Annotated in this window: 26 protein-coding genes; 13 read left to right on the top strand and 13 right to left on the bottom strand. The window is 44.6% G+C overall.

What is annotated here, in order from left to right; translation table 11 throughout:
• Positions 1–3 precede the first annotated feature (3 nt).
• The 5 genes from R7Z49_RS19715 (at position 4) to R7Z49_RS19695 (ending at position 7,825) form a co-directional block, all read left to right on the top strand.
• Positions 4–2,235, top strand: coding sequence for a response regulator (locus R7Z49_RS19715; protein WP_170897020.1), 2,232 nt, complete (start codon positions 4–6; stop codon positions 2,233–2,235).
• Positions 2,210–3,634, top strand: coding sequence for a TolC family protein (locus R7Z49_RS19710; RefSeq protein WP_053307835.1), 1,425 nt, complete (start codon positions 2,210–2,212; stop codon positions 3,632–3,634). Before R7Z49_RS19715 ends, R7Z49_RS19710 begins: the two co-directional genes overlap by 26 nt.
• The gene (locus tag R7Z49_RS19705; protein WP_054701322.1) at positions 3,624–5,210 is read left to right on the top strand and encodes an ATP-binding cassette domain-containing protein; all 1,587 of its coding nucleotides are present in this window, start codon (positions 3,624–3,626) and stop codon (positions 5,208–5,210) included. Before R7Z49_RS19710 ends, R7Z49_RS19705 begins: the two co-directional genes overlap by 11 nt.
• Complete coding sequence (locus R7Z49_RS19700; protein ID WP_170897022.1) at positions 5,207–7,345, top strand: ATP-binding cassette domain-containing protein; 2,139 nt, start codon at positions 5,207–5,209, stop codon at positions 7,343–7,345. The genes R7Z49_RS19705 and R7Z49_RS19700 overlap by 4 nt, the downstream gene beginning before the upstream one ends.
• 105 nt (positions 7,346–7,450) lie before the next feature.
• On the top strand, positions 7,451–7,825 hold the full coding sequence (locus R7Z49_RS19695; RefSeq protein ID WP_005375619.1) for a hypothetical protein: 375 nt from the start codon (positions 7,451–7,453) through the stop codon (positions 7,823–7,825).
• 26 nt (positions 7,826–7,851) lie between these two features.
• On the opposite strand, the gene R7Z49_RS19690 is transcribed toward R7Z49_RS19695, so the two are convergent.
• From R7Z49_RS19690 to R7Z49_RS19680, 3 genes are all read right to left on the bottom strand, one after another.
• Positions 7,852–8,742: an RNA polymerase sigma factor RpoD/SigA gene (locus tag R7Z49_RS19690; protein ID WP_017635872.1), complete on the bottom strand. Its 891-nt coding sequence runs from the start codon at positions 8,740–8,742 to the stop codon at positions 7,852–7,854.
• A 333-nt stretch (positions 8,743–9,075) separates the two neighbouring features.
• A complete protein-coding gene (locus tag R7Z49_RS19685) occupies positions 9,076–10,518 on the bottom strand; it encodes a diguanylate cyclase domain-containing protein (RefSeq protein ID WP_054577116.1) in 1,443 nt (480 codons plus the stop codon).
• 247 nt (positions 10,519–10,765) lie between these two features.
• The gene (locus R7Z49_RS19680; protein WP_017635870.1) at positions 10,766–11,062 is read right to left on the bottom strand and encodes an alternative ribosome-rescue factor A; all 297 of its coding nucleotides are present in this window, start codon (positions 11,060–11,062) and stop codon (positions 10,766–10,768) included.
• A 365-nt stretch (positions 11,063–11,427) separates the two neighbouring features.
• On the opposite strand from R7Z49_RS19680, the gene R7Z49_RS19675 reads away from it, so the two are divergent.
• The 4 genes from R7Z49_RS19675 to R7Z49_RS19660 all read left to right on the top strand — a co-directional run bounded on the left by R7Z49_RS19675 (position 11,428) and on the right by R7Z49_RS19660 (position 13,272).
• On the top strand, positions 11,428–11,637 hold the full coding sequence (locus R7Z49_RS19675) for a cold-shock protein (protein ID WP_005375625.1): 210 nt from the start codon (positions 11,428–11,430) through the stop codon (positions 11,635–11,637).
• Positions 11,638–11,726: 89 nt separating this feature from the next.
• A complete protein-coding gene (locus tag R7Z49_RS19670) occupies positions 11,727–12,272 on the top strand; it encodes a YaeQ family protein (RefSeq protein WP_005375627.1) in 546 nt (181 codons plus the stop codon).
• Entirely contained in the window at positions 12,259–12,801 is a 543-nt protein-coding gene (locus R7Z49_RS19665; RefSeq protein WP_017635869.1) for a hypothetical protein, read from the top strand. The genes R7Z49_RS19670 and R7Z49_RS19665 overlap by 14 nt, the downstream gene beginning before the upstream one ends.
• Positions 12,802–12,912: 111 nt before the next feature.
• Complete coding sequence (locus R7Z49_RS19660; protein WP_054574391.1) at positions 12,913–13,272, top strand: glutaredoxin family protein; 360 nt, start codon at positions 12,913–12,915, stop codon at positions 13,270–13,272.
• A 191-nt stretch (positions 13,273–13,463) separates the two neighbouring features.
• Here R7Z49_RS19660 and R7Z49_RS19655 read toward each other — a convergent pair whose 3' ends face one another.
• Positions 13,464–14,090 (bottom strand): OmpA family protein, encoded by a 627-nt coding sequence (locus R7Z49_RS19655; protein WP_025768460.1) that lies wholly within the window; start codon positions 14,088–14,090, stop codon positions 13,464–13,466.
• Between the two features lie 282 nt (positions 14,091–14,372).
• Here R7Z49_RS19655 and R7Z49_RS19650 point away from each other — a divergent pair, with 282 nt between their 5' ends.
• Together R7Z49_RS19650 and R7Z49_RS19645 are read left to right on the top strand one after the other, a co-directional pair.
• Entirely contained in the window at positions 14,373–15,005 is a 633-nt protein-coding gene (locus R7Z49_RS19650) for a thiol:disulfide interchange protein DsbA/DsbL (RefSeq protein ID WP_042521488.1), read from the top strand.
• Positions 15,006–15,018: 13 nt separating this feature from the next.
• On the top strand, positions 15,019–15,492 hold the full coding sequence (locus R7Z49_RS19645) for an FKBP-type peptidyl-prolyl cis-trans isomerase (RefSeq protein WP_005375638.1): 474 nt from the start codon (positions 15,019–15,021) through the stop codon (positions 15,490–15,492).
• Between the two features lie 82 nt (positions 15,493–15,574).
• On the opposite strand, the gene cyoE is transcribed toward R7Z49_RS19645, so the two are convergent.
• The 4 genes from cyoE to R7Z49_RS19625 are packed head-to-tail and all read right to left on the bottom strand — an operon-like array spanning position 15,575 to position 18,815.
• Positions 15,575–16,474 carry a heme o synthase gene (gene cyoE / locus R7Z49_RS19640; protein ID WP_005385222.1) on the bottom strand — a complete coding sequence of 300 codons (900 nt, stop codon included), beginning with the start codon at positions 16,472–16,474 and terminating at the stop codon, positions 15,575–15,577.
• Positions 16,467–17,486 carry a COX15/CtaA family protein gene (locus tag R7Z49_RS19635; protein WP_318111943.1) on the bottom strand — a complete coding sequence of 340 codons (1,020 nt, stop codon included), beginning with the start codon at positions 17,484–17,486 and terminating at the stop codon, positions 16,467–16,469. The genes cyoE and R7Z49_RS19635 overlap by 8 nt, the downstream gene beginning before the upstream one ends.
• Positions 17,487–17,497: 11 nt before the next feature.
• Entirely contained in the window at positions 17,498–18,034 is a 537-nt protein-coding gene (locus R7Z49_RS19630) for a hypothetical protein (protein WP_017635864.1), read from the bottom strand.
• A complete protein-coding gene (locus tag R7Z49_RS19625; protein ID WP_186585627.1) occupies positions 18,024–18,815 on the bottom strand; it encodes an SURF1 family protein in 792 nt (263 codons plus the stop codon). Before R7Z49_RS19625 ends, R7Z49_RS19630 begins: the two co-directional genes overlap by 11 nt.
• Between R7Z49_RS19625 and R7Z49_RS19620 the strand changes: the two genes are divergently transcribed.
• A complete protein-coding gene (locus R7Z49_RS19620) occupies positions 18,814–19,050 on the top strand; it encodes a DUF2909 domain-containing protein (RefSeq protein WP_005375504.1) in 237 nt (78 codons plus the stop codon). The two genes, R7Z49_RS19625 and R7Z49_RS19620, sit on opposite strands and share 2 nt — an antisense overlap.
• Positions 19,051–19,074: 24 nt before the next feature.
• Here the strand turns inward: R7Z49_RS19620 and R7Z49_RS19615 are convergent, their stop codons facing one another.
• Genes R7Z49_RS19615 through coxB form a run of 4 tightly spaced genes read right to left on the bottom strand, consistent with a single transcriptional unit; the run spans position 19,075 to position 23,359 of the window.
• Entirely contained in the window at positions 19,075–19,959 is an 885-nt protein-coding gene (locus R7Z49_RS19615; RefSeq protein WP_005375506.1) for a cytochrome c oxidase subunit 3, read from the bottom strand.
• 51 nt (positions 19,960–20,010) lie between these two features.
• Positions 20,011–20,550: a cytochrome c oxidase assembly protein gene (locus R7Z49_RS19610; RefSeq protein ID WP_017821600.1), complete on the bottom strand. Its 540-nt coding sequence runs from the start codon at positions 20,548–20,550 to the stop codon at positions 20,011–20,013.
• A 17-nt stretch (positions 20,551–20,567) separates the two neighbouring features.
• Complete coding sequence (gene ctaD, locus R7Z49_RS19605) at positions 20,568–22,199, bottom strand: cytochrome c oxidase subunit I (protein ID WP_005375510.1); 1,632 nt, start codon at positions 22,197–22,199, stop codon at positions 20,568–20,570.
• Positions 22,196–23,359 (bottom strand): cytochrome c oxidase subunit II, encoded by a 1,164-nt coding sequence (gene coxB / locus R7Z49_RS19600; protein ID WP_005385208.1) that lies wholly within the window; start codon positions 23,357–23,359, stop codon positions 22,196–22,198. The genes ctaD and coxB overlap by 4 nt, the downstream gene beginning before the upstream one ends.
• A 330-nt stretch (positions 23,360–23,689) precedes the next feature.
• Between coxB and R7Z49_RS19595 the strand changes: the two genes are divergently transcribed.
• Positions 23,690–25,384, top strand: coding sequence for a phospho-sugar mutase (locus R7Z49_RS19595; RefSeq protein ID WP_186585187.1), 1,695 nt, complete (start codon positions 23,690–23,692; stop codon positions 25,382–25,384).
• Between the two features lie 99 nt (positions 25,385–25,483).
• Here R7Z49_RS19595 and R7Z49_RS19590 read toward each other — a convergent pair whose 3' ends face one another.
• Positions 25,484–25,906, bottom strand: coding sequence for a GNAT family N-acetyltransferase (locus tag R7Z49_RS19590; protein ID WP_053307844.1), 423 nt, complete (start codon positions 25,904–25,906; stop codon positions 25,484–25,486).
• Positions 25,907–26,014 lie beyond the last annotated feature (108 nt).

Below are 26,014 nucleotides of genomic sequence, written 5' to 3'. Positions count from 1 at the left end.
TGGATGAGTAGCAAACCTTCTTACAATATTTCCGTTCCTGTTATGCGCCTAAGCATCGCTTTCAGCTTGATGCTGGCTGCCCTCGCCTTTTATTTGTATATCTCTTGGGAAAAAGTGGATTCAGTCGAGAAAGTGCAAAACGCGCCTCTGTTGGTTCAAGCTCAACAGCTCAACCAAACTATCGAGTTTGATATTCAAACGCTTCAACGCTGTTTAAGCGCGCGTTATTGCAGTACAACAGAGCTTGATTTTGAGGTTCTGAAAGACGAAATTGACCAATTTAAGTCGCTCGCGTCACTCAACAAAACCGAGTTTAGCTTGGTGGGCGCGACCGAATACACGCAGCTTGAACTGGCAATCAATCGCTTCTCAGACAGCCAAAAAACACGCGACGATGTGTTGGCACTGTACCTCTCGCTCACCAATAACTACCTACAAATGGACGACAACTACCGGACCATATTTAACAACCATGCGAGTGACCTAATGATGGAGAAAAACGAGTTCTTCATTTGGTTGTTTGTGGTCGTTGTCGTACTGGTTGGTATCGCAGTGCTATCGAACTTGGTGGCAATCCTTAAACTGAAAAAATCCAGCTCGAATGAGCGTGACATTGACCAAGAATTCGATGAGCTTTATCAAGAACTCAAACTACTGGATTTACAAAGGTTGGAAGAGTTGCTGAATGAAGTGAGCATCAATCCTAAGCAGCGTCAGATCTACTCACACCTAAAACTGATTTTCAGCAAACTCGAAGAGCAAAAACGCAATAACGATCTCTACAAGCAGCTCTATGCTCTGATTGGTTACGAGATTCGTGGCATCACCAACACCATTAACGGCGGCGTGCAATATCTCGTTCAAGAGACCGATGAGAGCGGAGTGTTGATGGCGCAAGATATAACCTCGGCTGCCAATACCCTGTCTGAATTGGCAGAGAACTACAACCGACTCATTTCACAAGGGACCGAGAGCAAATCGAAAGAGTTTTCACTGCTGAATGTACTGTCTGAATTGATGATTCACATCAGTTCAAAAGTGCAGCGAAATGAAGGTGAGCTAGACTGCTTTATCTCAGATAACTTACCAAACCGTGTTGAAGGACAATCTACCAGCTTATTCTGGGTGTTGTTCCTACAGCTATCAAATGCCATCCAACTCAAAGCCGACAAGAAACTGTTTGTCACCATTGAATCAGGTGCGGCGTCAGACATTGAAAATACCCGCTTGACCATCAATCTAAACTTCTTAACCACACTGGATGTGCCGTTTGCCAAGCTCAATACCCTACACTGGAGCGACCATAAACAGCACACTGCAACCAAAGACGATTTGGCTAAAAGCGTACTGAAAGATTATGGCTATTACGAGAGCCATTGGTATCAATCGGGCAATCAGGAACGTTTTCAAATTCAGCTCGATTTGAAAGCCAAAAGCTTCCACACCGAGAAAACTCGCTTCGACAATAAGCGTTTGTTGCTGTGTGCCAACTCTCAGCTGCGCATTGATGTAATGAACAAAATGTTAGTCAACTTGGGCTTGGAGATCACGCCAATTCGAACGCCGAACGAACTCTTCTCTGCTGCAAAAACCTTTGGCGAATACGATGCCATCATGCTGACCGACACGTTCGAGCCAAACAAGCTGCCCTCACTGAGCAAAACGGTGAAATCGCAACTGCGCAATCACCCGAACACGAAGTTGTTGCTTTCAGTCACTAGCACTCAGCAAGCACAAGAGAGTCATACCTTTGTCGACAAGATTCTGAACTCTCCTGCGATTCCATATGAGTTCATCCCTAACCTGTTAGCAATCATGGAAGCGGAAGCCTCTGAAGATCAGATGGAGAACAGCTCATTCCTGATTGTGGAAGATGACCGTGTTCAACAGATTCTACTCAAACGTATTTTGAGCAAGCAAGAATACGAAGCCGATACCGTTGGCGATGGCGCAGACGCTGTTCAGCACTTCATAAATCAACGCTCGGACATCATCTTTATGGACTGCATCATGCCAGGCATGGGCGGTATTGAAGCAACCAAACGCATTCGACAGTACGAACAAGAGAGCGGGCAAAACCCTTGCACCATTATAGGTGCGACAGCATTGACCAGCAGTAATGAACACCAAGCTTGTATCGAAGCAGGAATGGATTACGTGATCAGCAAACCTTATAAAAACGACGAAATCATCAAGGTGATCAACAAGTATGTGGCGGTACAGAAACTTAACTAGCTGCGTATTGGCAGCGCTTACATTGAGCAATGCTCCTTCGGCAATGGCGACCACCTTGCTTGAGGCGGTCAAACTCGGCTTGGAAAACAACTTATCTCTGCGCGCTAGTGACAAAGGCGTGGAAGAAAACGAATACAACATCGACATTAGCCGTTCTAAGTTTCTACCCTCTTTAAACGGTGCTGCTGATACCACATGGAATGAAAACGAAACCATATTAACGGGAACACCGGATACACGTTCTAGCTACAACTCGAACAGCTACAGTGTGTCTTTATCCCAATCGGTGTTTAACCTTGGTGACATCTTTAAATACGGCACCGCGAAGCTTGATTTCAACATTGAAGAAATCAAACACGAGAACAAAATCCAGAGCACCATTTCTGAAATCGCGACGCAATATTTCGAATACCTCAAAAACAACGCGCAAATCAAAGCCACCCAAGTAGAACTTAAATCGTCTGAAACACGTGAGCGCCAAATGCGTCGCAACGTGGAACTTGGCAACACTGCGGCGAGCGAGTTGTATGAGGTAATTGCCCAGAAAGAAGGCATTGCCAATCGCTTAAGAACCTTAGAGAAAGACCGGCGCGTAATTTTGAACGGTTTAGAGATTCAAGTTCAATACCCAGTCACCCCATCACAGGACATCTACGAAAGCGTGCCCTTGGCGGAAATCAGCGAATCCGAACAACGTGAGATTCTTGAACAAGCTTTGAAGCTCAATAACGACTTATTGGTTGCGAAGAAAACCGTCGAGCGCAGCCGAAGAGGCTTGAAAGAAAGCGGTTCAAACTTTGTGCCGACCGTATCGCTCTCTGCCAGTTACCGTTACGACGATGCGAACAACTATGACCGAACCGACCCAACCGCAACAGGGGACAGTAACTCGACCAGCGTCGGGTTGAACTTGAATGTGCCAATTTTCTCCGGCGGTTCGGATTACTACGGTTATCAAAAATCGTCGACTGCCATCGAGCGAACGGAGCTGCTGTACCAAGATTCGTTGTTCACTACGCGCAATAGCGTTAACACCTCGGTGCTCAACATCAATGACTTCTCCCGCGCCATCAGCAGTTACGAGAACATCATCCGTGCAAACTACGCTTCCTACAAAGGCATTCAACGCGCTTACCAGCTTGGCACGCGAACCATTACCGACTTACTGGCAGCGGAAAGTAAACTGTTTAGCGCGCTACGTGATTACGAGAGCGCGCGTTATGACTACATCATTGAATCGATCAATCTTGAGCAAATCAAGGGCATGTTGTCGGTGCAATCCATCGAAAGCATCATGCAGTTGATGAGCGATATCGAAGGCAGAAGCAATCAAGACTTAGTTCCAAAACACCTTCTCTCCAAACCATCGATTAAGAAAGGAGGTCGCAATGCAAACTGAGCATTTTTCCCAAAAGATTAACTTTGCTGACAAGTGTTACCTGACTTTCTCAACGGTCATCTCGACACTGTTTGGTTTAGTACTGCCCTTTTCGATTCTGATTATCTTTGACCGAGTTTTACCTAACCAAGCCAAAGACACACTGTTTCTTCTGTTTGCCATTATCTTGATCACCATCTTCCTCGACTATCACTTAAAAAATCAGGAAGAGAAGATTTCGTCGGTCATCATGAAGCAGTTCGAAACCAACCTAACCAACAAGGTGTTTCAATCCATCTGTTTGGCTGAGATATCGAAGTTTCGTCGCCTAGAACCCGGTGAATACCTAGAGCGTATTGCTACCATTCCAGAGATTAAATCCTTCTTTGGCGGAGAATCTGTACGGGCATTGATCAACCTTGCAGTCAGCATACTGACCATTCTGATTATCGGTCTAATCAACATCTGGGCTGGGGTGACCATCTTGCTCGCCTCCATCGTTTTGGCGGTGTTCGCACTCAGTCTTTCCAAGCAAAAAATCAACAGCCTAGAAAACAAATCCGACATCGAAGGCTTAACCACGTCGAAAATCATCGAGATCATCTCTAGCCCACTCGATATCAAAGCGCGCAATATGGAATATCGCGTCGAAAGTTTGATGACACAAATGGTGGAAGAACGTGAAGTCGAGAACATCAAATACGAGCAAATCGAATCGAACTTCAGCCTTATCTTGTCGCTCATACAACAGCTCTCCATCGCTTGTGTGGTGGTGGTTTTGGCAACGGCAGTTATCAACATGCAATCTAGCCAAGGCATCATGGCAGCCATCATCATGCTTACCAACCGCTACTTCGCCCCATACCAACAAGTGATGCGTACGGTGAGCCGCTGGGAGTTGAACAAGCTTCATATTCAACGTATCGCCGAACTACTTGAGCTTGCGGCATCTGTAGAACAACAAAATGACACGACAGAAGTCGAGCGCATCTCGGTGAAGTATTCGGAAAAACAACGCATCGAGTTTGAACGCGGTCAGGCTTACTTGCTAACAGGGAAAAGCGGCGCAGGCAAAACCCACCTCGCTAACTGCATTACGCGGCAAAACACCGACAGCAAGCTCGATATCCAAATCAACGAGACACCACTCGATGACGTCAATTACAACGTCTGGCGCAATAGCGTGCTCATGGTCGACAAAACCAATTCGTTCGTCGAAGGCACCATCATCGACAACTTGACTTGTTTCCGCCCGAGCTTAAACAACACCGCATTTGCGCTTTGCGAGACCATGAACATCAAAGCACAAATCGATGCCCTTCCCGCTGGTTTTTATACCGAGCTTAAAGGACATTTACGCAACCCATTCTCGCGCCAAGTCGCTTATGCCTTGTTGTTAGTGCGTGCCTTACTCGCGAACAAACGTGTGTTGATCTTCGACGATATCGACTGTGTTTATGATGACGACTTTGCTCGATTGGTTTTGACCAGTACCGCCTATCGCGCCAACGACAAAATCCTCATCATCGTCAGCAACAAGATGGACAAACTTAATCATCGCCTCAAACGCGTCAAACTTACCGGAGGTGACCAATGAGTATTTTGGTTGATTTTAATAATGTCCCTCAGCGCTTGTTGGACTTTGAGGCTCGCAGTTATGACGAGCGATACAATCAGTCACCTTTGATTCGTGGTTTAGCTTACACCCTCATTGCGCTTGAATGGGAAGGCACACCTTCTATCCTCAGTGACGCTTTTATCCCTAAACCAAAAGACAGCGACAGTTTTGTTGCCACGATTGAACGTCTTGGTTACCGTTGTGACGTCACCAAATTAAAAACGTTGGAGCACATCGAGGGGCACCCTCATCCTTGTTTTATCGAGATAGAAAACCTCACTGCGATTTTCTTGGGCACTAAAGACGGCAAACTGATCCTGTTTGATTACACAAATAACAACACCATTGAATACCCGCTCTGCAAGAAGCCGTGCTTGTTGGTCTCGATCAGCGAATACTCCCGCTTATTCCGAGAACCGCCACCTGAATCTCAAGACCGCAGTAACTGGATTAAATACGCGTTTTATCGCTACAACAATGAACTCAAAAGCCTGATTATTCTCAGCTTCGTGGTCAGCATTCTCGGCGCACTCCAGCCCTTTTTTATTATGAGTGTGTACAACTTCGCCTTAACCTCTAGCTCGCAAGCCACGCTTTATTGGCTCACGTTATTTGCTGTGATTGTTGGGTTCTCGGAATACTTTTTCAAGAAAATGCGGGTCAACATCATCGCCACATCAGGAAAGGATTTGGCGGTGCATATTTCTCAAAACGTAATATCCAAACTGTTGTGGCTTCCTTATTCGATGACATCTACCGCTGGTGTCTCTTCTCAGTTAGCACGATTGAAGGACATCGACACTTTCCGCCGTTTGGTAACCGCAGAGTCAACATTAAGCTACTTCGACATGCCGTTTGTTATCGTATTCATTATTGCCATTGCTCTTATGTCTGGTACCGCAGCGCTAGTCGTTATGGCGGGGTTGATTCTAATGTTGGTGTTCTGTGTTTATTCTCGTTACATCTACTCGCAAGCCACGTCCAAGAGCTCTCGCGCCAACGCCATGGTTTCTTACCAATGGAATGAGATTCTTCGTGGTATAAAAACCATCCAAGGCTTGCCATTATTGCGTGTTATCCAGTCCCGCTTTAGCGCATCGCATTTACAAAGCACCAGCGATGCAGAACATGTTTCAGTGACTAATAGCAGGGTTCAGGCAGCAGGCGGGAGTTTGATTCAGGTTATTGGTACCGCAAGTATCGTCGCGGCCGTTATCGGCGTGATGGACGGCACCTCCGATGCAGGTGCAATGCTTGCTACCGTAATTTTAGTCTGGAAGGCGTTGGGGCCTATTATGGGCATCTACAACTCTATTTCTAAGTTCCAATCCATTAAGGCGTCTTCTGCGCAAATCAACAACCTTATGGCGATGAATGACGATAAGCTAACGTTAGAGAAAAGCCCCCCTATTCGCCTCTTTCAAGGTAGTATCGTCGGCTCTGGTGTGAGCCATCGTTATAGTGGTGCGGCAACAGGCTTAACTAATCTTGGTTTTAAAATTCCACCGGGCGCAAAAGTTGTGATTTGTGGACCAACAGGTTGCGGTAAAACGACGCTCATTTCTATTATCGCTGGGCTAGAGGAACGCTATCAAGGCTCAGTTTCGGTGGACGGTTATAACATCAAACAATTCAACAGTTACCGCTATCGAACCTCGATTAACTACATCCCGTTTAACCTGCATATTTTTGAAGGCTCCTTGGAGACTAACTTCATCTTGCATAATGGGTTAATCCCAACAGAAAAAATGCGTGAAATGGTGAGTTTCTTTGAGCTCGATACATGGTTGCCACAAGGCCTGGACACTCAATTGAGCGTTGATATCTGTAAAAGTTTACCAAATGGTATTCAACAAAGACTGCGGCTCGCATTAGGGCTAGGCAACTGCGAACAATCTTTGATTATCATTGACGAGCCATTTAATGGTGCAGAGCAAGAAAATTCCCACTACTTCAAGCGGTTATTTAGCGACAAACTACTCAATAAGACCGTTATTTTCTCAACGAATGATCCGGGCATGATCTCTACATCCAATATGAGCTTAGTCTTGGAGCCAGATGGCAACCTGAAGTATTTCGGGTTAACCGATAAGTACTTAAAAAGTCTAAGTTAAGTTCGGAATGTGGTGTGGTTCATCATTCATACTTGAGCACGGTCATTGACAAAAATGTAAACGATGAGACTATTTACTCTGTAAGCGCGTACACTAAGGAATCCGATGTATACATTTGTTGCAGACAAATTGGATGTGGTTTATTTATCAACGATACCAGAAAACTACCAGTTACAAGACTTCGACGTGCCTGAAGAAGAACTCGAAATTCGTGAAATTGTAGAGGTATGGTATGAGTGTGCGTTTCTTCCTGACTTTAACCTTCAACACATCGACATCGAAAACAAAACTGCTTTGGTCGAGACACAAGCGCAAGTCGTAAACAACTACACAAGTACGCTCGCTTTTTTACTCAAAAGTCGTACTTATCGCGCAGCACTTAACCGATTATTGAGTGTATGGAGATTGGAGGCAGCAGCTAAAGCACAGCTTGAGCTGCTGTTACTTACGGAAGAACAGAGTAGCAAGCCAGTAAATTAATCGGCTAGGATAAGGGGCTAAAAATCTTAAACCCAACCATCGAATCGGAGACGTTTCTGCACGCGTTCAACCGCCTCTATCTGCATCTGACGAACACGCTCGTTAGACACGTTTAACAACAGGCCTATTTCCGACAAGGTTTTCACTCTCTGGTCAAATAATCCGAATCGATGGATTAAGACTTTCTGCAACTTAGTTGGCAAGGTTTTAATAATATTTTCAATAGCTTGAGTAAAGCACTGGTTTTCACAGTCTTGTTGTGGATCTGGCGTATACTCACTTTCACACAGTTCAAGAACAAATGGAACACGATGAAGGTCCGCAGTGGTCGATACATCAATAAAACCACTAAGAGCAACAAGTTCATCTATACGCTCTGCTTTCACCCCTGAGCAGCGTGAGAGTTCAGAAATAGACAACTCCTTGCTCTCACTTTTTGACGCATCGAGCTTTTTTAAAGCCAGGCTATTTATCTCTTTGCACACATGAGCAGGTAAACGTACCGTGCGGCCATTGTTCATTAATGCCGCTTCTATATTCTCGCGAATCCACCATACCGCATAAGTAGAAAAACGGTAGCCTGGCTCAGGATCGAACTTATCGACCGCTTTTATCAAACCAATGTTACCTTCTTCTATTAAATCGAGCAGAGTAAAGTTATTGCCTGGCCGTTTGAGGTAGCCTTTTGCGATTTTCACAACAAGTCGAAGATTAGACTCAATCAACATTTCGCGCGCTTCTTCATCACCAGCTCGATTAAGTTTGGCGTAATGCAACTCCTCTTCACGAGACAACAAATCAATCCCCACAATATCTTTGAGATAGTGAGCATAAGGGTCTTTCCCAACTGACAACGATTCTTTCATTGACAGTTCATCCGTGACAGCTCGGAACCTAGCAAAGCATTCGTTGTTCATTCCCCGTCCTTCTCAAGCCAACTTATTTCTTATCTTCTTTAATTGTTTTTGTACAACACCGTATGCATCATGCTTTATATGCATTACTTTACACTGAGTGTAGACAGGGGTTCTGATCTTTACCAAGAAATCGCTTATCACTTTAAAACAATTACTGCTTCTATGATAAAAACGTGAGCAGGTGGGGGGTTATATATATGAAAGTGCGAATATTTGTACGCAAATTGGCCTCAAAGAAAACAACGCAACGTAATCGTCAACGCTTACCACGTTACTCTGACTAAACCTTTGAGGCTTGAGGATGGTTTGAAGTATCAGTTGAATTAGCGAGACCTAATTCACTTGACGAAGCGCAGGTTGAAGCTGACAGTCTGTTATAACTTGGAAAACTGCACGATTCTTTCCTTCAGACTTACCTTGATACATCAAGTCGTCAGCATCTTGCAAGCTCACGATGTGGGTAAACTCAGGATAGTAAGCACAGCCCAAACTGATACTCAAATGAATTGCTTGTCCGCCCAGTATAACAGGCTGATCGTAAACGGCTTTACAAAGCATATTGGCAAAATTGAGCGCTTCTCGCTCTGACAGAGACGACGTAACGAGTGCGAACTCTTCTCCTCCAATTCTCGCCAATGTCATTCGGTCATCAGTCATCGACTTAGCGGCTTCTGCGATGGCAACTATTGCTCGGTCTCCAGCAAGGTGGCCATATCGATCATTGATTGATTTAAAATCATCAATATCAAACACCATCACCGTTAAGTTTCGCTTCAAATGATTCAGTAGCGCCAATTGCTCAATCAGGTGTCTACGGTTGTATAGCTTTGTGAGAGAATCCGTCAACGTCATCTCCAGCAATTGCTGATTGGCAATCGTTAATTGCCTTGTCCGAAGAGCAACCATACGTTTGAGAGCAAAAATATGATAAAGCGTTGCGACCGCCATAATGAAAATAGCAATAGGGAAAAGATAAAGTGGATAAACCGTTTTCACCACACTCCAACGGGTGAGGATCCGCTCACGATCCGTATCGATGACTTTTTCAAACGCTCGTGATACCTCTAAAATGGAAGTTGCACTGTGCATTCCTGCTGCAATCCGAAGATCTTTACTATATAAGCTAATTGTCGGGACAAACATACCCGCTCCCGGCGTGGTTGCCATATAAAAGTTAGCAACTTGCAGGTCTGCAACAAAGTACAGCACCTTTTTATCGACGGCGGCTTGTATCATCGAATCATTGTTAATGTATTCTGCGATAGGTGCATTCGGATAATTCGTCTGAACAAACTCAGACTCGTAACTTCCTTTAACAACGCCAATTGGCAGCGTCATTTCGCCAGTTAAAACACTCCTGATATCAACCGAAAGTACATCTTTATTTACGTACAGTTTGGTTTGGATAGGCATTATGACTGCGCCAAAGTCCATATACTTCGCTCTTTCGGGCGAGTAGACAAGTCCTCCGTGAAAGTCAGCCTTACCCTCTTTTACGGCTTGTAAAGAAGCATCCCAATCCAAAAGGAGAAACTGAACGTCGATTTGGTTGTTCGCCGCGTACTCTTTCCAAAAGTCGATTAAAATACCTTTAGGTTCACCATCTGGGCTAAGGTAAGAGAACGGCTTCCACGCTTTGGAGTTAGCAACAATTAAAGAATGAGACTCTGACTTGTGTGCATGCGCCATCGGACAAATGGACAGCCACAGTAGTAATAAAGAAGCACACGCTTTTTTACATTTGCAACCATAAGTACCATAACTCGTCGATGACATACCTACTTCTCACCAGTCTTTTTAAACCATAATCTCGGCTGTTTGATTAGACTAAAGATATAGTAGAGTTGCATAAGACAGGAAGTGACGCTTATTGATATGAATCTAACTTAGTAAGTTTTAGTACTTAATTGGTACTTTCAACGCCTAGTTCGCTGAAGCAGTTGAAGCAGTTGAAGCAGTTGAAGCAGTTGAAGCAGTTGAAGCAGTTGAAGCAGTTGAAGCAGTTGAAGCAGTACATGATAAATTAGGAAAACTTATCTGGTACTAAAAATTGAATATCATCAGTTTTGCAAACACCTAGTACCAACAAAAAAGCCCTATTCAAAATCCACCTTGGGGAGAACTTTGAATAGGGCTCTTTGCCTCTATGCTTCATTTTACGGCTGAAGCTACCTTTACCTTTTTTCGCTTTAACGACTCGTGTTTGGAACAGCTGACTGGTAACAACCGCTTTTAACGCGTTGTCTTTGATTTCACCTCTGCCGAAGTCGGTCTCATGTTGTGAGCCACTCGGTTGAGGACTGATTTTACGCTTTGCCATAAATCCTCCTTAATGGTCGAACCAGATTGGACAATAATTATATAAATAAGTCAAATTTATAGATTTAGTTGAATTTTATGCTAAAAAACTTCACATCACCGTCATTTATTTGAAATTTAATCAAAAACATGCTGGTTAAATAGTGACTAAATACAAATATTTGTCCATAAAGCACTAATATATGTTGACTCTTCGTGGAATTAACCTAGACTCAAACACGGCTAGAAAGAAAGTTCTTTGTTTTCACATTTCGTTGGATTACTTGTAACCCGTCGTCCTGTGGTACGCAATAGCAATTTATTTTTCCACGCTATAAGCGCCGTTGAGGCGAAAGATTACATTATTTAGATATTTAGGAAATAGACATGTCTAACACAGCTACTGGCACAGTTAAGTGGTTCAACGAAACTAAAGGCTTCGGTTTCATTCAACAAGAAAACGGTCCTGACGTATTTGCTCACTTCTCTGCAATCACTGGTGACGGCTTCCGTACTCTAGTTGAAGGCCAGAAAGTAGAATTTGTTATCTCTCAAGGTCAAAAAGGCCCTCAAGCAGAGCAAATCAAAGTACTTTAATTCTTAAAGAATTTGATACGATAGCCAGCTTTTAAAGCTGGCTATTTTTTTGCCTAAAACTTATTTTGCCAACAAAACGATATAAATCTATGGCTCTTAAACCAACCATTTACAAATTTCGTATCGCCATTTCCGATATGAATAATGACTATTACGATTCTAAAAATCTAACTATCGCCCTTCATCCTTCTGAAAAGCCGCAACGAATGTTGGCTCGCATTCTAGCTTACTGTTTAAATGCTCAAAGCAATCTGGAGTTTACAAAAGGACTCTCTACGATTGAAGAGCCTGATTTATGGCATGTTGGCGATGATCAAAGCATTACTCACTGGATTGAAATTGGCGAACCAGAACCAGACAGAATTAAGAAAGCTTCTCGCCTCGCAAAGCATGTAAAAGTTTACACTTATAACACCAAAGCGGCTGTCTGGTGGGACAAAATGTCAGGAAAGTTCTCAATGCTTCCCGTCAACGTAGAGAGCTTTGACTATGACGCTATCGACTTGATTTGTCAGCATCTTGACCGAGGTACTAGCCTTTCTGTTATGATTACTGGCAGCTCAATTTTTGTTGATATCAATGATCAACATATCGAAGTAACGGTGAAGGAACTAAAAAACCATGACGTCTCTTAGTGAACTGAGTCAAGAGATGGGATTTGAAGAAATCCCCTTTGTTAAAGAACATAAAGCAGCAAAGCGGCGTTGGTTAAAAGAACAGTCACAACTATTTACAAAAGTTTGTGAGAACAAACCCACAACAGCACCTACTCTTCACCTGCTTGGCCTTTTGACCAAATCACATATTGAAGCAAGTGCTAACTACGAGCAACATGCTCACTCTACCCAGCGTATGCAGCAAGTTCTGACTGACTCCTTGGGTAATGAGCACGCGGATAAGTTTACTAACCAATCTGCTGAAGACCTAATCTTAGTCACCCACCTTTGGTTATACACGCAAGGCTATTTAAATATGGATTTCAGCTTGGCGCACGATCATGCCGAGCAGACTCAAAATACATTGCAGCACGAACTTGTCATGAAACGCATGGACGTTGATGCATTCAGAACCGAACTCATGCAAAGTTTTTATCAAGGTAAAGAAGCCCGTCCGGCTTCAGCAAGTGGCTTTTGGGGTTGGTTTAAACGTCTATTTTCCGCATAAAATACATGGTTTTATCCATTTCAAACAACTGATAGACTTCACGTCCAGTGCAACAAGCATCATGATTGCATTCTTAAAGGACAATTACCCAATGAACATCAAGGGATCATTATGAAGTTTATCCGTTGGATTTTAGGCAAGGTTATCTTATTGCTGAACGCGGTGTTCTCACCTCGTGGTATTAAGCGCACCGCAGAAGAACAGCAACGTATTGATGAAAAAGCGAAACAATACGCACTTTACCAATTTGAAGCCTGCCCTTTTTGTGTAAAGGTCCGCCGTGCAATGAAGCGTCAATCGGTGAACATTGAGCTACGTGATGCAAAAAATAACCCGACTCATCGAGCTGAACTAGAGCAATGTGGTGGGCGAGTTAAAGTCCCTTGTCTTCGTATCGAAAAAGATGGCGAGACACAGTGGTTATACGAGTCATCTGACATCGTCGCTTACGTTGAAAAAGAATTTGCCTAAGTTCCCCCTATGAACATTGGCGGATGTAAAAGAGGCACCTAACGGTGCCTCTTTTCTATTTTTTCTAGCTAGATGTTGCCGTGCGAGCTTTCCTTATTCAGTCTTCTTGCTCAACTCCGAACTTAAACTCCACTAAGCAAATAACGGGTATGCAAGAACAACACAACGAAGATTACCGCCTAACGTCTGCGTTATTCATCCACGATCAATGTTAGCTCTACGCGCCGATTGCAAGCTTTACCACTCGCTGTCGCATTGCTGCACTTCGGTACATACTCCCCGAAGCCTCTAGAAAACACTCGTTGACGTGGAATACTCGTCGCCAATAGTTGTTTTTCTACTTCACGAGCTCGCTTTTCAGATAGCGTGTCATTGAAGCTTTCAGCTCCCGTGCTATCCGCATGACCATCAATCACGACATCAACATCAGTTCTTCCAGCCAGATAGTGACCAATGTTTCGAATCCAGTCTTGAGATTGAGCAGATAACCGTGCAGAACCCGTTTGAAAATGCACTTGCTCTTTCAAACGTATCATCAGGTGACCACCACTGAGCGTCTCGTGAGGAATGTTATGCCTGCTCAGGAACATTTCCAGAGAGGTCACGTTTTGCGACTTTTTTACTGACGCCCTCGCCGTTTGATATGAACGAGGGGAAGAAGCCACATTGGATGCGCTCGGGTATCCCCACTCTGGGTGTCTCAGCTCAGTGTTTGATTTAGGAGCTGTATCTAAAATGTTCCCACCAGGGACCATATCTTGATCGAGGCTGCTGCACCCGGCCAGAATGCCACAAACAATTAAAAACCAATGCTTCATACCATTACCAACGTAGAAAAACTCTTGTTCATTGTGTCGACAAAACACGCCGAATCTTTAGCGCTTTTGTCCACCGATTGGTTTGTCTATGCAGCGTTCATGCCACTGGAGTCAATGCAAAATCATCTCTCAAATAAAACGCAACACTAAAATACCCTACCCTTACAGTCCATACGTCAGGCAAAGTCTGTTACCAATGGTCTCACTTTATTGTTATTTAATGGTTTTAGTCACTATCGTTAACCGATAAACTAACGCAAATTTCTCATTTAGAGCACTACTATGTTAAAAACCATATCGAAAGGCTTTGCTGTTGTTGTTGCCGTAATGGCTTTGTCGGCATGCGATAGCGGCAAGAGTCAGCCTCAGCAAGGCAAACAATACGAAGTTTTGCCAGTATCCCTTGAAGAGTATGATTTAGCTCCCCTGACTGAAGCATTCTCTTTAACTTGTGGCCACTGCCGCTCAATGGAAGAGTTTGTCCCTCAAATTGAATCATTGACCGATCAAAGCGTTGAAAAAATGCATGTAACGTTCAATGAAAGTGCACAAGTGAGCGCCATCATCTTCTATACTGCCGTAATGCAGCTTGAATCAACACCAGATAAAGCGTTTATGGCGGATCTTTTTACTGCTGTGCAAATGGGTGCCGATGCAACGGCTGAGGAACGCCAAATCGCTGTTGAGAAAGCCTTTGAGTCTCGCAACCTTATCAGCCCTTACCATTTAGATGAAGCACAGCAAAAAGCGCTGTTTGAGTACATCACTAAGGCAGAAGCGATCACCACGCGAGGCCAAATTAACTCCGTTCCAGCCTTTATCGTAAACGGAAAATATCAAGTAATTACTGGTGGTCATGACAGCGTTGAAGCCATGGCAGAAACCATCAACTTTTTGCTAAAACAACCTAAATAGACAAGGAGATTACGTGTCTAAATTTTTGTTTCCTCTTATTATTTTTATTTTGGCGGGCTTTTTCATTTACCGTACTTGGACAAACCATAAAGTAGCAGATGAAAACTTTGCCAAAGGCCAAGCATTCTTACTAGAAAATGCGAAAAAAGAAGGCGTCATCACAACAGAAAGTGGCCTTCAATACATGGTTCTTGAAAAAGGCGAAGGTGAGGTTCACCCAACGGCAACAAGTAAAGTAAAAGTACACTACCACGGCACCTTGATTGATGGCACGGTATTCGATAGCTCTGTTAATCGTGGTGAGCCTATTTCATTTGGTCTTAACCAAGTCATTAAAGGCTGGCAAGAAGGTCTACAATACATGGTAGAAGGTGAGAAAATCCGCCTTTTCGTACCAAGCACGCTTGGCTATGGTAAGAGTGGCTCTGGCCCAATTCCACCAGCAAGTGTTTTGATCTTTGATGTTGAACTGCTAGAAATTCAATAAATCTAGAAAGCTTTGTCTTAAAGCCAAAGTATCAAAACCAAAAACGCCGCGAACCACGCGGCGTTTTCTGTTTTAAGAGAGGTTAAAAACCAATATAGTGATCCGAAAGCAATGCAATGAACAACGCCAAAAGATGATAGATAGAGAATTTAAACGTCTCCATCGCGGTATTTGGCTCTGGTGCATATTTTAGCTTCCATGCATGGTACATAAAGCCAGCATTGAGTAGTAGCGAGGCAAAAAGATACACCACGCCGACCATACCAACCAAAACCGGTAGGACACAAACCAAAGTCAATAGCACCGTATACAACAGAATAGAAGTTTTGGTGTACTCAATGCCGTGTGTCACTGGCAGCATGGGAATATCTACCTTGCGGTAATCCTCGACACGATGAATAGCCAGAGCCCAAAAATGTGGTGGCGTCCAGATAAAAATGATCATTACGAGCAGCCAAGCATTCGCATGTAATTGCCCTGTTACAGCAGTCCAACCGAGAAGAGGCGGCATCGCACCGGCAATCCCTGCAATGACGATATTTTGGGGCGTAGCACGTTTGAGGTACATTGTGTATACCATCGCATAGCCGAGCAAACTCATCAAAGTCAACCATGCCGTCAGCGGGTTGACCATCGCATAGAGAAGTACAAACCCTAAGACACCTAAAACTGTAGCGAAGGCTATCACCGATGATGGTTTAGTCTCACCCGATGGCAATGGTCGTTTGTGTGTACGTGCCATTCTCGCATCAATTCGGCGGTCAATTAGATGATTAAACGCTGCCGCAGACCCTGCCATCAGACCAATCCCCGTTAGGCCAACTACCGCCTGCAACCAGGGGAAATCATCAACCGGGGCTAAGCTCATCCCTACTACTGCCGTCACCAACATTAACGCCACCACTTTAGGTTTCGTTAACTTCAAATAAACGGAACTTAGTCGCTTTCGCCCATTTAACGACAGCGCGATTTCTTTACTCATAGCGAACTCCTTTCGCGGTGTAATTCCAAGCCGTTTTACCCTGCCACAAGTAAAACTGGCTAACACAAACGAGACTCAACATAACAGCGGCACCAAGGTTGTGCGCCACCGCGACATAGATAGGAAGTTGAAATACTACGTTGCTTACACCCAGCATAATTTGGCACACCAGAGTGAATAACAACCACCCTCCGATTCTCTGTGAATGATGAGAATCTTGCCTCATAAGCCCAATACTATAAGCCAATACCACGGTGGCGGTAACAATAGCGCCTATACGATGAGTGACGTGTATAGTCATTCTTGCCGGATACTCCAAGACACCAAATTCATAATTCTCGAATCCAGTTTGCCAGAAAGAAAACGCTTCTTTCCATGAGAGATGGCTCATCCAGTCTCCCTCACAAATCGGCAGTGTGGTACACATCAGCGCAGCATAATTTGACGAAGTCCATCCTCCAAGGAGCACTTGCACCAAAACAACCAGGAAAGCCAACAATGAAAAGCCTCTCAGAGAGCTAGAAGATGGAGAGAAATAGAGATTGTTTTGCGCTTTTAATTGGCAGTAAAAAATCGCCTGTAACGCCAATAAAACAAAACCACCGAGCAAGTGAAGCATCACGATGACGGGCATTAATTTAAGAGTAACTGTCCACATCCCCAAAAGTGCCTGCCCAATCACCAATACGCTTAGCAACATCGGAATGGTTGAATTTACACGCTCAGACCTTACTGATATCGCTGCCATCGCAAAAATGACTAAACCTAACGTTCCTGCAAAATAGCGATGAATCATCTCAAGCCATGCTTTCTCATGCTCTACTGCCCGCTCGGGGAAGTTCAGGTTAGCACGTATGACGTCTTCTTCTTGATGCGGCACAGAAAAGTGCCCATAACAACCAGGCCAGTCCGGGCAACCTAACCCTGCATCTGAAAGGCGAGTATATGCCCCTAGCATGATCACCACGAGAGTTAGGAGCAAACTGAATCTAACCAACTGAATTAATTTCATATGCACTTCCTCTAACCGACTCGTGACAGTTTTAAGAGCTTGCGTAAGTCCGCCAACATACCTTTATTCAATAGGACTAAGTCCTCATTTGGTTTCGGCGAATAAGACATCACCAGTTGCCCAAGAGGATCAACGATCAACATTTGCCCAGGTTTCACTTTTGCGGTAACCAATTCATTCATTTGCATCGCTAACATCGATACTTCCATGGGATCTGAATGCTCAGTCTGCCAAACGACTGGCACTACTCGCTCTTGATACTTACCTAAAGCAACATGACTTTGCTGAAGCAGGTAAAGCTGCTGTTTACACTGTTCAGTGCATTCGTTAGGCAATACATAAGCGAGTTGCCAACCATGGTCTTTGAGAGGTGACTCTTGACCAAGCTGCTCTAACGTCGTGTATGGTTCGACTAACTCGCCTCTATTGGTCACTCCGCTTTGATACCACCCTTGTGTGAGAATGACTTTTGCAATGACAGCGGGAAGCGCGAACGTACAAACCAGCGCAATCAACATTAGTCGTCCTTTGGTTACTTTAGATGTCATGCTTCACCTCCATGTGACGCAACTTTTTTTGCCAACGAACAAAAACAATTAAAGTCAGTATTAAGAAAACACCTGCCATCGAAAACCATTGAATCGAATAGCCAAAATGTTTGGCACTATTGAGTGGTAATGGATTCCAAGGAAAGTCATAGGGCCAACGAGTTAAATTGTCTGGCTGCAAGACTGCGGGCATAAGTTCAATATTCAGTAGCTGATTCAATTGCGCGATGTTTAGGTTTTGCACGCGAATAACATCGCCAACTTCCGGCATTAACTCTGAGCTCAGTGGATTAGTAGATTTTCGGTACAGGCGTCCTGTGATGAAAATCGAATTATCGAGTTTGGTGACCGTTGGTAACACTGAGCGATCTGCTTTTCCCTCGACAAAACCAAGCTCCAATAACGCATAGGCACTAGGTTCATCGCTCGTCAATACAATCTGAAATGCTAAATATCCCACACTGCCTTGATGCGTTTGGTTGTCTAACAAAATTACGGGAAACGCCTGAGGAACAACATTAACTTCCACTTTTTTCCCGAGGATACTTTCCTCTCGCCAGTCGTTGTCTTCAAGAACGACGCTTAGTGCTTGGTACGCACTATCCGCACGCGCGAGAATGGCTTGTTCCAATGCTTGTTTTTCTTGCCCTCTCTCAAACTGCCAAAAACCCAGTTTGACCAAAAGAGAAAACACAACCACAGTTAAACCAACTGCAACCCAAAACCGTTTCGATAGCCATAATTGTCTTGATAACAACAATGATGAAACCGGAGGTGCCATGTCCACCGTATTTCTATTCAAACTGACGCTTGTCCTTTTGCTGCTTTTCATTATCTTCAACCTCGCAAAAGCGCTTATCGAAATGGTTCGTGAAGACCCAGATAATCCTGAAAAAAGAGACAAACCCATGAGTCATTACTTAGGCCGTCGAGTCATGTTCTCCGCTTTGGTGGTCGTCCTTTTGCTTATTGCGCTCAGCTCGGGTTGGCTAGCACCAAACCCTCGCCCTTATTAGTCGAACCAAGAGTTCACACTGCGCCTAAAGTACGTAAACAAACACAAACAGACATAACCAAACCACATCCACGAAATGCCAATACCAGCTGCCCGCTTGAAAGGCAAAATGGTTCTTTGGCGAAAAGTGATCTTTAGCGATTCTGAACAGCAGCACGATCAAGAAGATAGTCCCAAGACAAACGTGTAAACCGTGGAACCCCGTCAACATGAAGAACGTGTTACCGTAAATACCGGACTGCAACGTGAGCCCTATGTCTTGATAAGCATGAACATACTCAACCGCTTGGTAATATAGGAAAAAGCCAGCAAGTACGATGGTTATCTCTAACCAAACAATCAGTGCCGTTCTTTTGTCTTGTTCAAGGCTTATATGCGCCATATGTAGCGTAATAGACGACAATAGCAGCAAGATAGTATTGGTAAGGGGTATGCCCTGCCACGGCATAGCTTGTGTTGTTTCTCCCCCCGGTGTCAGTGTGAGTGGCCACATCGCTTCGAAGGTTGGCCACAGGACTTCGTTGGTCATGAAGTTATTATCTGCCCCACCTAACCAAGGCACAGAAATCATTCTGGCGTAAAACAAGGCACCAAAAAAGGCACCAAAAAACATCACTTCAGAAAAGATAAACCAGCTCATTCCTTGGCGAAAAGAACGAGTAATTTGCGAGCTGTATTTTCCACTCAGTGATTCAGTAATCACATTACTAAACCAACCAGCCAACATGTAAAGCAAGAACAAGAAGCCCACCGCTAGCACAATGCCACCAATGGTTCCCACTGCACCGCCACTTTGTGTCCCCTGGACGGTCATGCCTGCGCCAACAGCAACCAAAAACAGAGCAAATGCACCGATGATCGGCCAGCTACTTTGAGCGGGAACATAATATGTTCCTGGCTTGTTACTCATAATTTCTCTCCTTACTGACCAACCTTGGTCTGTATCTCTCTCCCTGAGTGGCTAAGAGCCTGTAGGAGGGGGAAGTTTATAGAGTGTGTAAGACAGCGTTAACGTGTGTATAGACTCCGGCAAGTCCGGTTCGATATAAAAAATCAACGGCATTTGAGCTTGCTGTTTACCATCCAGAGGCTGCTGGTTAAAACAAAAACACTCAATCTTATTGAAGTAAGCAGCTCCAGTCCCGGGAGAAACAGAAGGAACGGCTTGCCCCACCAACTTCTGCCCGCTTTCATTAAATGCAAGGTATTCGGTTTGCACGACTTCACCTGGGTGAACATCCATCGAAATCACTTTGGGTCTAAACTCCCAAGGCATATCTGGGCTGACATGCGCCATAAACTCCACGCGAATAGTTCGGCTCATGTCCGGTTGCATACCTGTCGGTTGAATGGCGGCCACTTCACTTGTCTTTCCATTGATTCCCAGTGCGTCGCACATCACGTCATAAAGTGGGACCAGTGCATAGCCGAAGCCAAACATTAACAGGGTCGCCAAAAGTAACTTCACTGTGAGCTTCTTGTTTGATGGATTCGGTTTCATGTCACTCACCCCACTTGCTAGTCAATCTTAGGCGGTGTAGTAAACGTATGATGTGGCGCAGGGCTTGGCACTGTCCACTCTAAGCCTTCCGCACGTTCCCACGGTTTTGCAGAAGCCTTCTCCCCGCCACGAATACACTTGATCACCAACCATAAGAAGATCAGTTGTGACAACCCAAATGCAAACCCACCAATTGATACTATTTGATTAACATCAGCAAACTGAATGGCGTAATCCGGTATGCGCCTTGGCATGCCTGCTAAGCCTAGGAAGTGCATTGGGAAAAACAGGACATTGACGGAAATAATTGAGCACCAGAAATGCCATAAACTCAGCTTGTGGTCGTACATATTGCCCGTCCACTTAGGTAGCCAGTAGTATGCCGCTGCCATGATCGAGAATACCGCACCAGATACCAACACATAATGAAAATGGGCAACCACGAAGTAAGTGTCATGATATTGGAAATCCGCCGGCACAATCGCCAACATCAGTCCCGAGAAGCCGCCAATAGTAAAAAGCACAATAAAGGCAATGGCAAACAACATTGGCGTTTCAAATGTCAGAGCTCCACGCCACATGGTGGCAACCCAGTTAAAGACTTTAACCCCCGTTGGTACCGCAATCAGCATAGTGCAATACATGAAGAAGAGCTCAGCAAAAACTGGCATCCCCGTGGTAAACATGTGGTGCGCCCACACAAGGAAAGATAACAATGCAATGCTGCACGTCGCGTAAACCATCGAATGATAACCAAACAGCTTCTTACCACTGAAAGCAGGCAGAATGGCGGAAATGATTCCAAACGACGGTAAAATCATGATGTACACTTCTGGGTGACCAAAGAACCAAAAGATGTGTTGGAACATTACCGGGTCACCACCACCAGCTGCGTCAAAGAAGCTAGTCCCGAAATATTTGTCAGTAAGAACCATGGTCACTGCACCCGCTAGTACCGGCATAACCGCGATCAACAAGAAAGCGGTAATTAACCAAGTCCAAACAAACATTGGTAACTTGAACCAAGTCATTCCCGGAGCTCGCATATTTACGATCGTCACGATAACGTTGATCGCGCCCATAATGGAGCTGATACCCATGATATGCACAGAGAATACAAACAGCGCAGTGCTATCTGGTCCATAAGTCGTGGACAGCGGAGCATAAAACGTCCAACCAAAATCAGGACCGCCGCCAGGTAAAAACAACGAGCTCAACAAAATAAGAAATGCAAAAGGTAAGATCCAAAAGCTCAAGTTGTTCATGCGCGGCAGCGCCATATCAGGAGCGCCGATCATCATCGGGATCATCCAGTTAGCAAGACCCGTAAATGCTGGCATCACCGCACCAAATACCATCACTAAACCGTGTACCGTGGTCATTTGATTAAAAAACTGCGGATCGACTAGCTGTAGCCCTGGCTGGAACAGTTCGGCACGAATGATCATTGCCATCGCACCACCTGTTAGAAACATCGCAAAGCTAAACCAAAGGTAGAGGGTGCCTATGTCTTTATGGCTTGTAGAATACAACCAACGAGTGATGCCCTGGGGTGCATGATGCTCGTGACCATCATCGATCGCAATGGTACTGTTCGCACTGGCTTCTGCTGGCGCAGACTTCACTGCCTTATCTATTGGCTTACTCATATTTCCTCCTTAGCACTGCCTTGTGCCTTAAAGGCATTCACATCGGATGCTTGCACTGTATCGCCAGTATCGTTGCCCCATGCATTTCGTTGATATGTGATAACCGCGCCAATTTCTTTGTCACTTAACTGATTAGAAAAAGCCTGCATTGCGGTGCCCGGGCGACCGTTGACAATAATATCTATGTGCTCTGTAACATCTCCGGTTGCAATAGGACTGCCTTTAATCGCGGGAAATGCACCCGGAATCCCCTCACCATTTGCCTGATGACACACAGCGCAACGCGCCGTGTATATCGATTCGCCTTGCGACATCAATTCGTCCATAGATAAGTCTTGAGAGAGCGCTTCTTGTGCCGCCGCTTTTTGAAGCGCGAGTTCTTCCTTCTTACTCGCTAGCCATTCATCGAACTTTTCTTCTTCCATTGCATGCACCACCACTGGCATAAATCCGTGTGCACGACCACATAGCTCCGCACACTGACCGCGATATACGCCTGGCTCATCAATTCTTGTCCATGCTTCATTGATAAAACCTGGAATGGTGTCTTTCTTGACGGCAAAGTCTGGTACCCACCAAGAGTGAATGACATCATCAGAAGTCATCAAAAAACGCACTTTGCGATTCACAGGCAACACCAAAGGGTTGTCTACTTCCAGTAAGTAATGCGCGCCTTTAGCTTCGATTCCATCAATTTGTTTTTGGCTGGTGGCAAGCAAACTGAAGAACTCAACATCTTCACCAAAATAGCTGTAATGCCATTTCCATTGCGAGCCTGTGATCTTGACCGTGATATCCGATTGGCTTGTGTCTTCCATTGCTACTAGAGTTTTTGTTGCGGGAATCGCCATAGCGACAAGAATGATGATGGGTATGACCGTCCAAATAATTTCCACTTTTGTGCTTTCATGGAAATGTGCTGCAACTGCTCCTTTTGACTTGCGATGACGGAAGATGGAATAGAACATCACACCAAAAACAATCAAAGCAATTACACAGCAGATATAGAAAATCAGCATATGTAATTCATACACTTGCCCACTTATCTCTGTGACCCCTTTTGTCATGTTGTAGTCATTTTCCTTTGACCAACCAAAAGAGGAAAATGTGATTAAAATCACATTCAGTGATAAGGCTAGAGTAGTCGTTAATCTTTTCAAAAGATCTCTCCTCTGCTCAGCCGCTACGCCTACGCGAGCTTCCTTGCGTCCCGATGCAAATATCGAACAACTTTACGAAAAATCACAAAAACTACGATTTCGACACGGTTTGTTATATTTATGTTAAAAGGCTAGTTATAGTTCCAAGGTTCTTCAAGAAATTAAATATGATTAAATTTTGTTCGGATAAGAAAAATTAATTCGGTTTATCGATTGCCCTCTTTGAAATGTAATTGAGAACCATTTACATTGATTTAAAAGAAAACATTGAGATACTTACCAAACGAAGTGTCCAAGAAAGTAGGCTCCCCCTACTAAGGAATGACTGATATGACAGCACTAATTACGCAATGGCTAGAACGAGACCCTGATCCTAAGACTCGTGAAGAGCTACAACACCTCGTCGATACGAACAATGAACAAGAACTTACTGATCGCTTTGGCTCACGCCTTGCCTTTGGTACTGCAGGCTTACGTGGCAAAGTGGGCGCAGGTCCAAACCGAATGAACCGCTTGGTGATTCAAGAGACCGCCACTGGTTTAGGAAACTATTTGCTTGAGCAAGTCAAAGATGCCGCGAGTCGTGGTGTCGTTATTGGCTACGACGGTCGTCCCGATTCAAAACAATTCGCGCATGATACCGCATCCGTACTGACGGCCCTTGGTATCAAGGTTTACCTAACGTATGACGTTGCAGCAACCCCAATTGTTGCGTTTGGTGTCCGTACATTGAATGCTGCGGCCGCTGTTGTTGTTACTGCCAGCCACAATCCACCAGAATACAATGGCTTCAAAGTATATTGGGAAAATGGCGCACAGATTATTCCTCCACACGACTCTGGAATCGCAGCGAAAATTGATGACGCAACAACGAAGCCATTACCTTTAATGTCTCTCGATGATGCAAAACAGCACGGTTTGTTAGTTTGGTTGGAAGACGACTACTACCAAACTTACCGTAAGACAATGAATGAAAACGCGCTGCTTACTCCTGACAACAATACCGATATATCTATTGCTTACACCGCAATGCATGGCGTTGGCGCGAATATGGCGGAAACGCTACTTGTCGACGCAGGCTTCCAAAAAGTGGCAAGTGTTAAGGAACAGCGCGAACCTGACGGAAGCTTCCCAACCGTCAACTTCCCAAACCCTGAAGAAGCCGGTGCAATGGATATGGTGATGGCATTAGGTAAGTCCGTAGATGCAGATATCGCTTGCGCTAACGATCCAGATGCAGACCGTTTTGCCGTGGCAGTTAGACGCCCAGATGGCGAGTATCAGATGTTAACCGGCGACCAAGTGGGCTCACTATTTGGCGATTACTTGCTGGAACAGCAACCTAACGCTTTGGTTGGCAACACCATCGTATCCTCAAGAATGCTGAGCAGCATCGCTAAGGCGCATGGCGCACAATACTATCAAACATTAACTGGCTTTAAATGGCTTACTAATGTTGCCATGGAACAAGAGACAGAAGTCAACCCATTCTTGTTTGCTTATGAGGAAGCGCTCGGTTATACCGTGGGTAACAAGGTGTGGGATAAAGATGGTTTATCTGCAATCGTCGCGTTTTCACAGCTAACAGGCAAGCTTAAAGCGCAAGGCAAAACACTGTGGGATAAACTGGAAGAGCTGTACCGCGAGCACGGTTTCTACTTCAACGCGCAACGCAGCATCGCTCTCGACCCGAACTCTCCACCAATCGGCGACAAACTCCGAGCAAATCCACCAACAGAGATTGCTGGTAAAAAAGTTGCAGTAACCGAAGATCTTAAAACATCGGTTCGCATGTTTGACGACGGCTCTGAAGAATCCATTGACTTACCAGCAAGTGACGTATTGATTTATCACCTAGAAGATCAATCACGCGTGATTGTTCGTCCTTCTGGTACTGAGCCAAAACTAAAATGTTACTACGAAGTCATCAACCTCTTCCCTGCGGATATGAGCTATGAACAAGCACAGCAAGCAGCAGAAGCGAAGATGAACGAACTTATCGACGCGCACCAGCAAAGTTTGTAAGTCAAAGAGAAACATAGATATTTTATACAACAAGAGGCGCAAATTCGCGCCTCTTTTTTTGATTTTAACTAGAACAAGTCAAGCTAACCCGTGCTTTCCCTAGCCTACAATTTCCTTTTGTAGAAAGTACTTGTGGATGCCCTCTGCAGGATAGCCTGAGTACTGCCCCACTTTCTCAAAACCTAATTTGATATAGAACTCAAGAGCTTGAAAGCTGTAGGTATCCAAATAAACATGGGTAACCCCATGAGGCTTTACTTTTTGTTCTAGCATCGACATTAATTGGCTACCGAGACCAGAGGTTCGACTTTCAGCGTCTACCCACAAAAACTCAACAAACACCGTATTTTTAAACATTTCGCCAGTCAAGCCACCCATGATCTTGCCATTCTCATCTTTTGCGAAACAGCCTACAGCATGCACTTCCCCTTCTGGTAAATGCAGTCGGTTATAAGATCGAATACCTTCACGAACAAAATCAAGGTCTGTTTGATCTGGATTTAAACAAAATTCAAGCTTCATATACCCTCTCCTTAGGAAACACCAATATCCTAAAGTAAATTACCACCTTCTAAAGAAGGTGGCTTTGTGTGAGCCCCCTAAAAGGGGGCCTTTGTTTAGTCCAGCGCC

Origin of the sequence: Vibrio sp. 1562 (assembly GCF_033340155.1) — a bacterium.
GTDB lineage: Bacteria > Pseudomonadota > Gammaproteobacteria > Enterobacterales > Vibrionaceae > Vibrio > Vibrio alginolyticus.
Note: the sequence above shows the minus strand (reverse complement) of the source record. Positions and strands in the feature narration are given on the sequence as shown.

What these genes read in the sequence shown, in the direction of transcription:
- R7Z49_RS19705 (WP_054701322.1), top strand. Translation starts at nt 3,624, where the DNA reads ATGCAAACTGAGCATTTTTCCCAAAAGATTAACTTTGCTGACAAGTGT.
- R7Z49_RS19665 (WP_017635869.1), top strand. Translation starts at nt 12,259, where the DNA reads ATGACGTCTCTTAGTGAACTGAGTCAAGAGATGGGATTTGAAGAAATC.
- R7Z49_RS19635 (WP_318111943.1), bottom strand. Translation starts at nt 17,486, where the DNA reads ATGAAATTAATTCAGTTGGTTAGATTCAGTTTGCTCCTAACTCTCGTG.
- R7Z49_RS19680 (WP_017635870.1), bottom strand. Translation starts at nt 11,062, where the DNA reads ATGGCAAAGCGTAAAATCAGTCCTCAACCGAGTGGCTCACAACATGAG.
- R7Z49_RS19620 (WP_005375504.1), top strand. Translation starts at nt 18,814, where the DNA reads ATGTCCACCGTATTTCTATTCAAACTGACGCTTGTCCTTTTGCTGCTT.
- R7Z49_RS19655 (WP_025768460.1), bottom strand. Translation starts at nt 14,090, where the DNA reads ATGAAGCATTGGTTTTTAATTGTTTGTGGCATTCTGGCCGGGTGCAGC.
- R7Z49_RS19685 (WP_054577116.1), bottom strand. Translation starts at nt 10,518, where the DNA reads ATGTCATCGACGAGTTATGGTACTTATGGTTGCAAATGTAAAAAAGCG.
- R7Z49_RS19695 (WP_005375619.1), top strand. Translation starts at nt 7,451, where the DNA reads ATGTATACATTTGTTGCAGACAAATTGGATGTGGTTTATTTATCAACG.
- R7Z49_RS19590 (WP_053307844.1), bottom strand. Translation starts at nt 25,906, where the DNA reads ATGAAGCTTGAATTTTGTTTAAATCCAGATCAAACAGACCTTGATTTT.
- R7Z49_RS19690 (WP_017635872.1), bottom strand. Translation starts at nt 8,742, where the DNA reads ATGAACAACGAATGCTTTGCTAGGTTCCGAGCTGTCACGGATGAACTG.
- R7Z49_RS19610 (WP_017821600.1), bottom strand. Translation starts at nt 20,550, where the DNA reads ATGAAACCGAATCCATCAAACAAGAAGCTCACAGTGAAGTTACTTTTG.
- cyoE (WP_005385222.1), bottom strand. Translation starts at nt 16,474, where the DNA reads ATGAGTAAAGAAATCGCGCTGTCGTTAAATGGGCGAAAGCGACTAAGT.
- R7Z49_RS19710 (WP_053307835.1), top strand. Translation starts at nt 2,210, where the DNA reads ATGTGGCGGTACAGAAACTTAACTAGCTGCGTATTGGCAGCGCTTACA.
- R7Z49_RS19650 (WP_042521488.1), top strand. Translation starts at nt 14,373, where the DNA reads ATGTTAAAAACCATATCGAAAGGCTTTGCTGTTGTTGTTGCCGTAATG.
- R7Z49_RS19630 (WP_017635864.1), bottom strand. Translation starts at nt 18,034, where the DNA reads ATGACATCTAAAGTAACCAAAGGACGACTAATGTTGATTGCGCTGGTT.
- R7Z49_RS19625 (WP_186585627.1), bottom strand. Translation starts at nt 18,815, where the DNA reads ATGGCACCTCCGGTTTCATCATTGTTGTTATCAAGACAATTATGGCTA.
- R7Z49_RS19660 (WP_054574391.1), top strand. Translation starts at nt 12,913, where the DNA reads ATGAAGTTTATCCGTTGGATTTTAGGCAAGGTTATCTTATTGCTGAAC.
- R7Z49_RS19670 (WP_005375627.1), top strand. Translation starts at nt 11,727, where the DNA reads ATGGCTCTTAAACCAACCATTTACAAATTTCGTATCGCCATTTCCGAT.
- R7Z49_RS19615 (WP_005375506.1), bottom strand. Translation starts at nt 19,959, where the DNA reads ATGAGTAACAAGCCAGGAACATATTATGTTCCCGCTCAAAGTAGCTGG.
- R7Z49_RS19675 (WP_005375625.1), top strand. Translation starts at nt 11,428, where the DNA reads ATGTCTAACACAGCTACTGGCACAGTTAAGTGGTTCAACGAAACTAAA.
- R7Z49_RS19700 (WP_170897022.1), top strand. Translation starts at nt 5,207, where the DNA reads ATGAGTATTTTGGTTGATTTTAATAATGTCCCTCAGCGCTTGTTGGAC.
- R7Z49_RS19715 (WP_170897020.1), top strand. Translation starts at nt 4, where the DNA reads ATGAGTAGCAAACCTTCTTACAATATTTCCGTTCCTGTTATGCGCCTA.
- R7Z49_RS19595 (WP_186585187.1), top strand. Translation starts at nt 23,690, where the DNA reads ATGACAGCACTAATTACGCAATGGCTAGAACGAGACCCTGATCCTAAG.
- ctaD (WP_005375510.1), bottom strand. Translation starts at nt 22,199, where the DNA reads ATGAGTAAGCCAATAGATAAGGCAGTGAAGTCTGCGCCAGCAGAAGCC.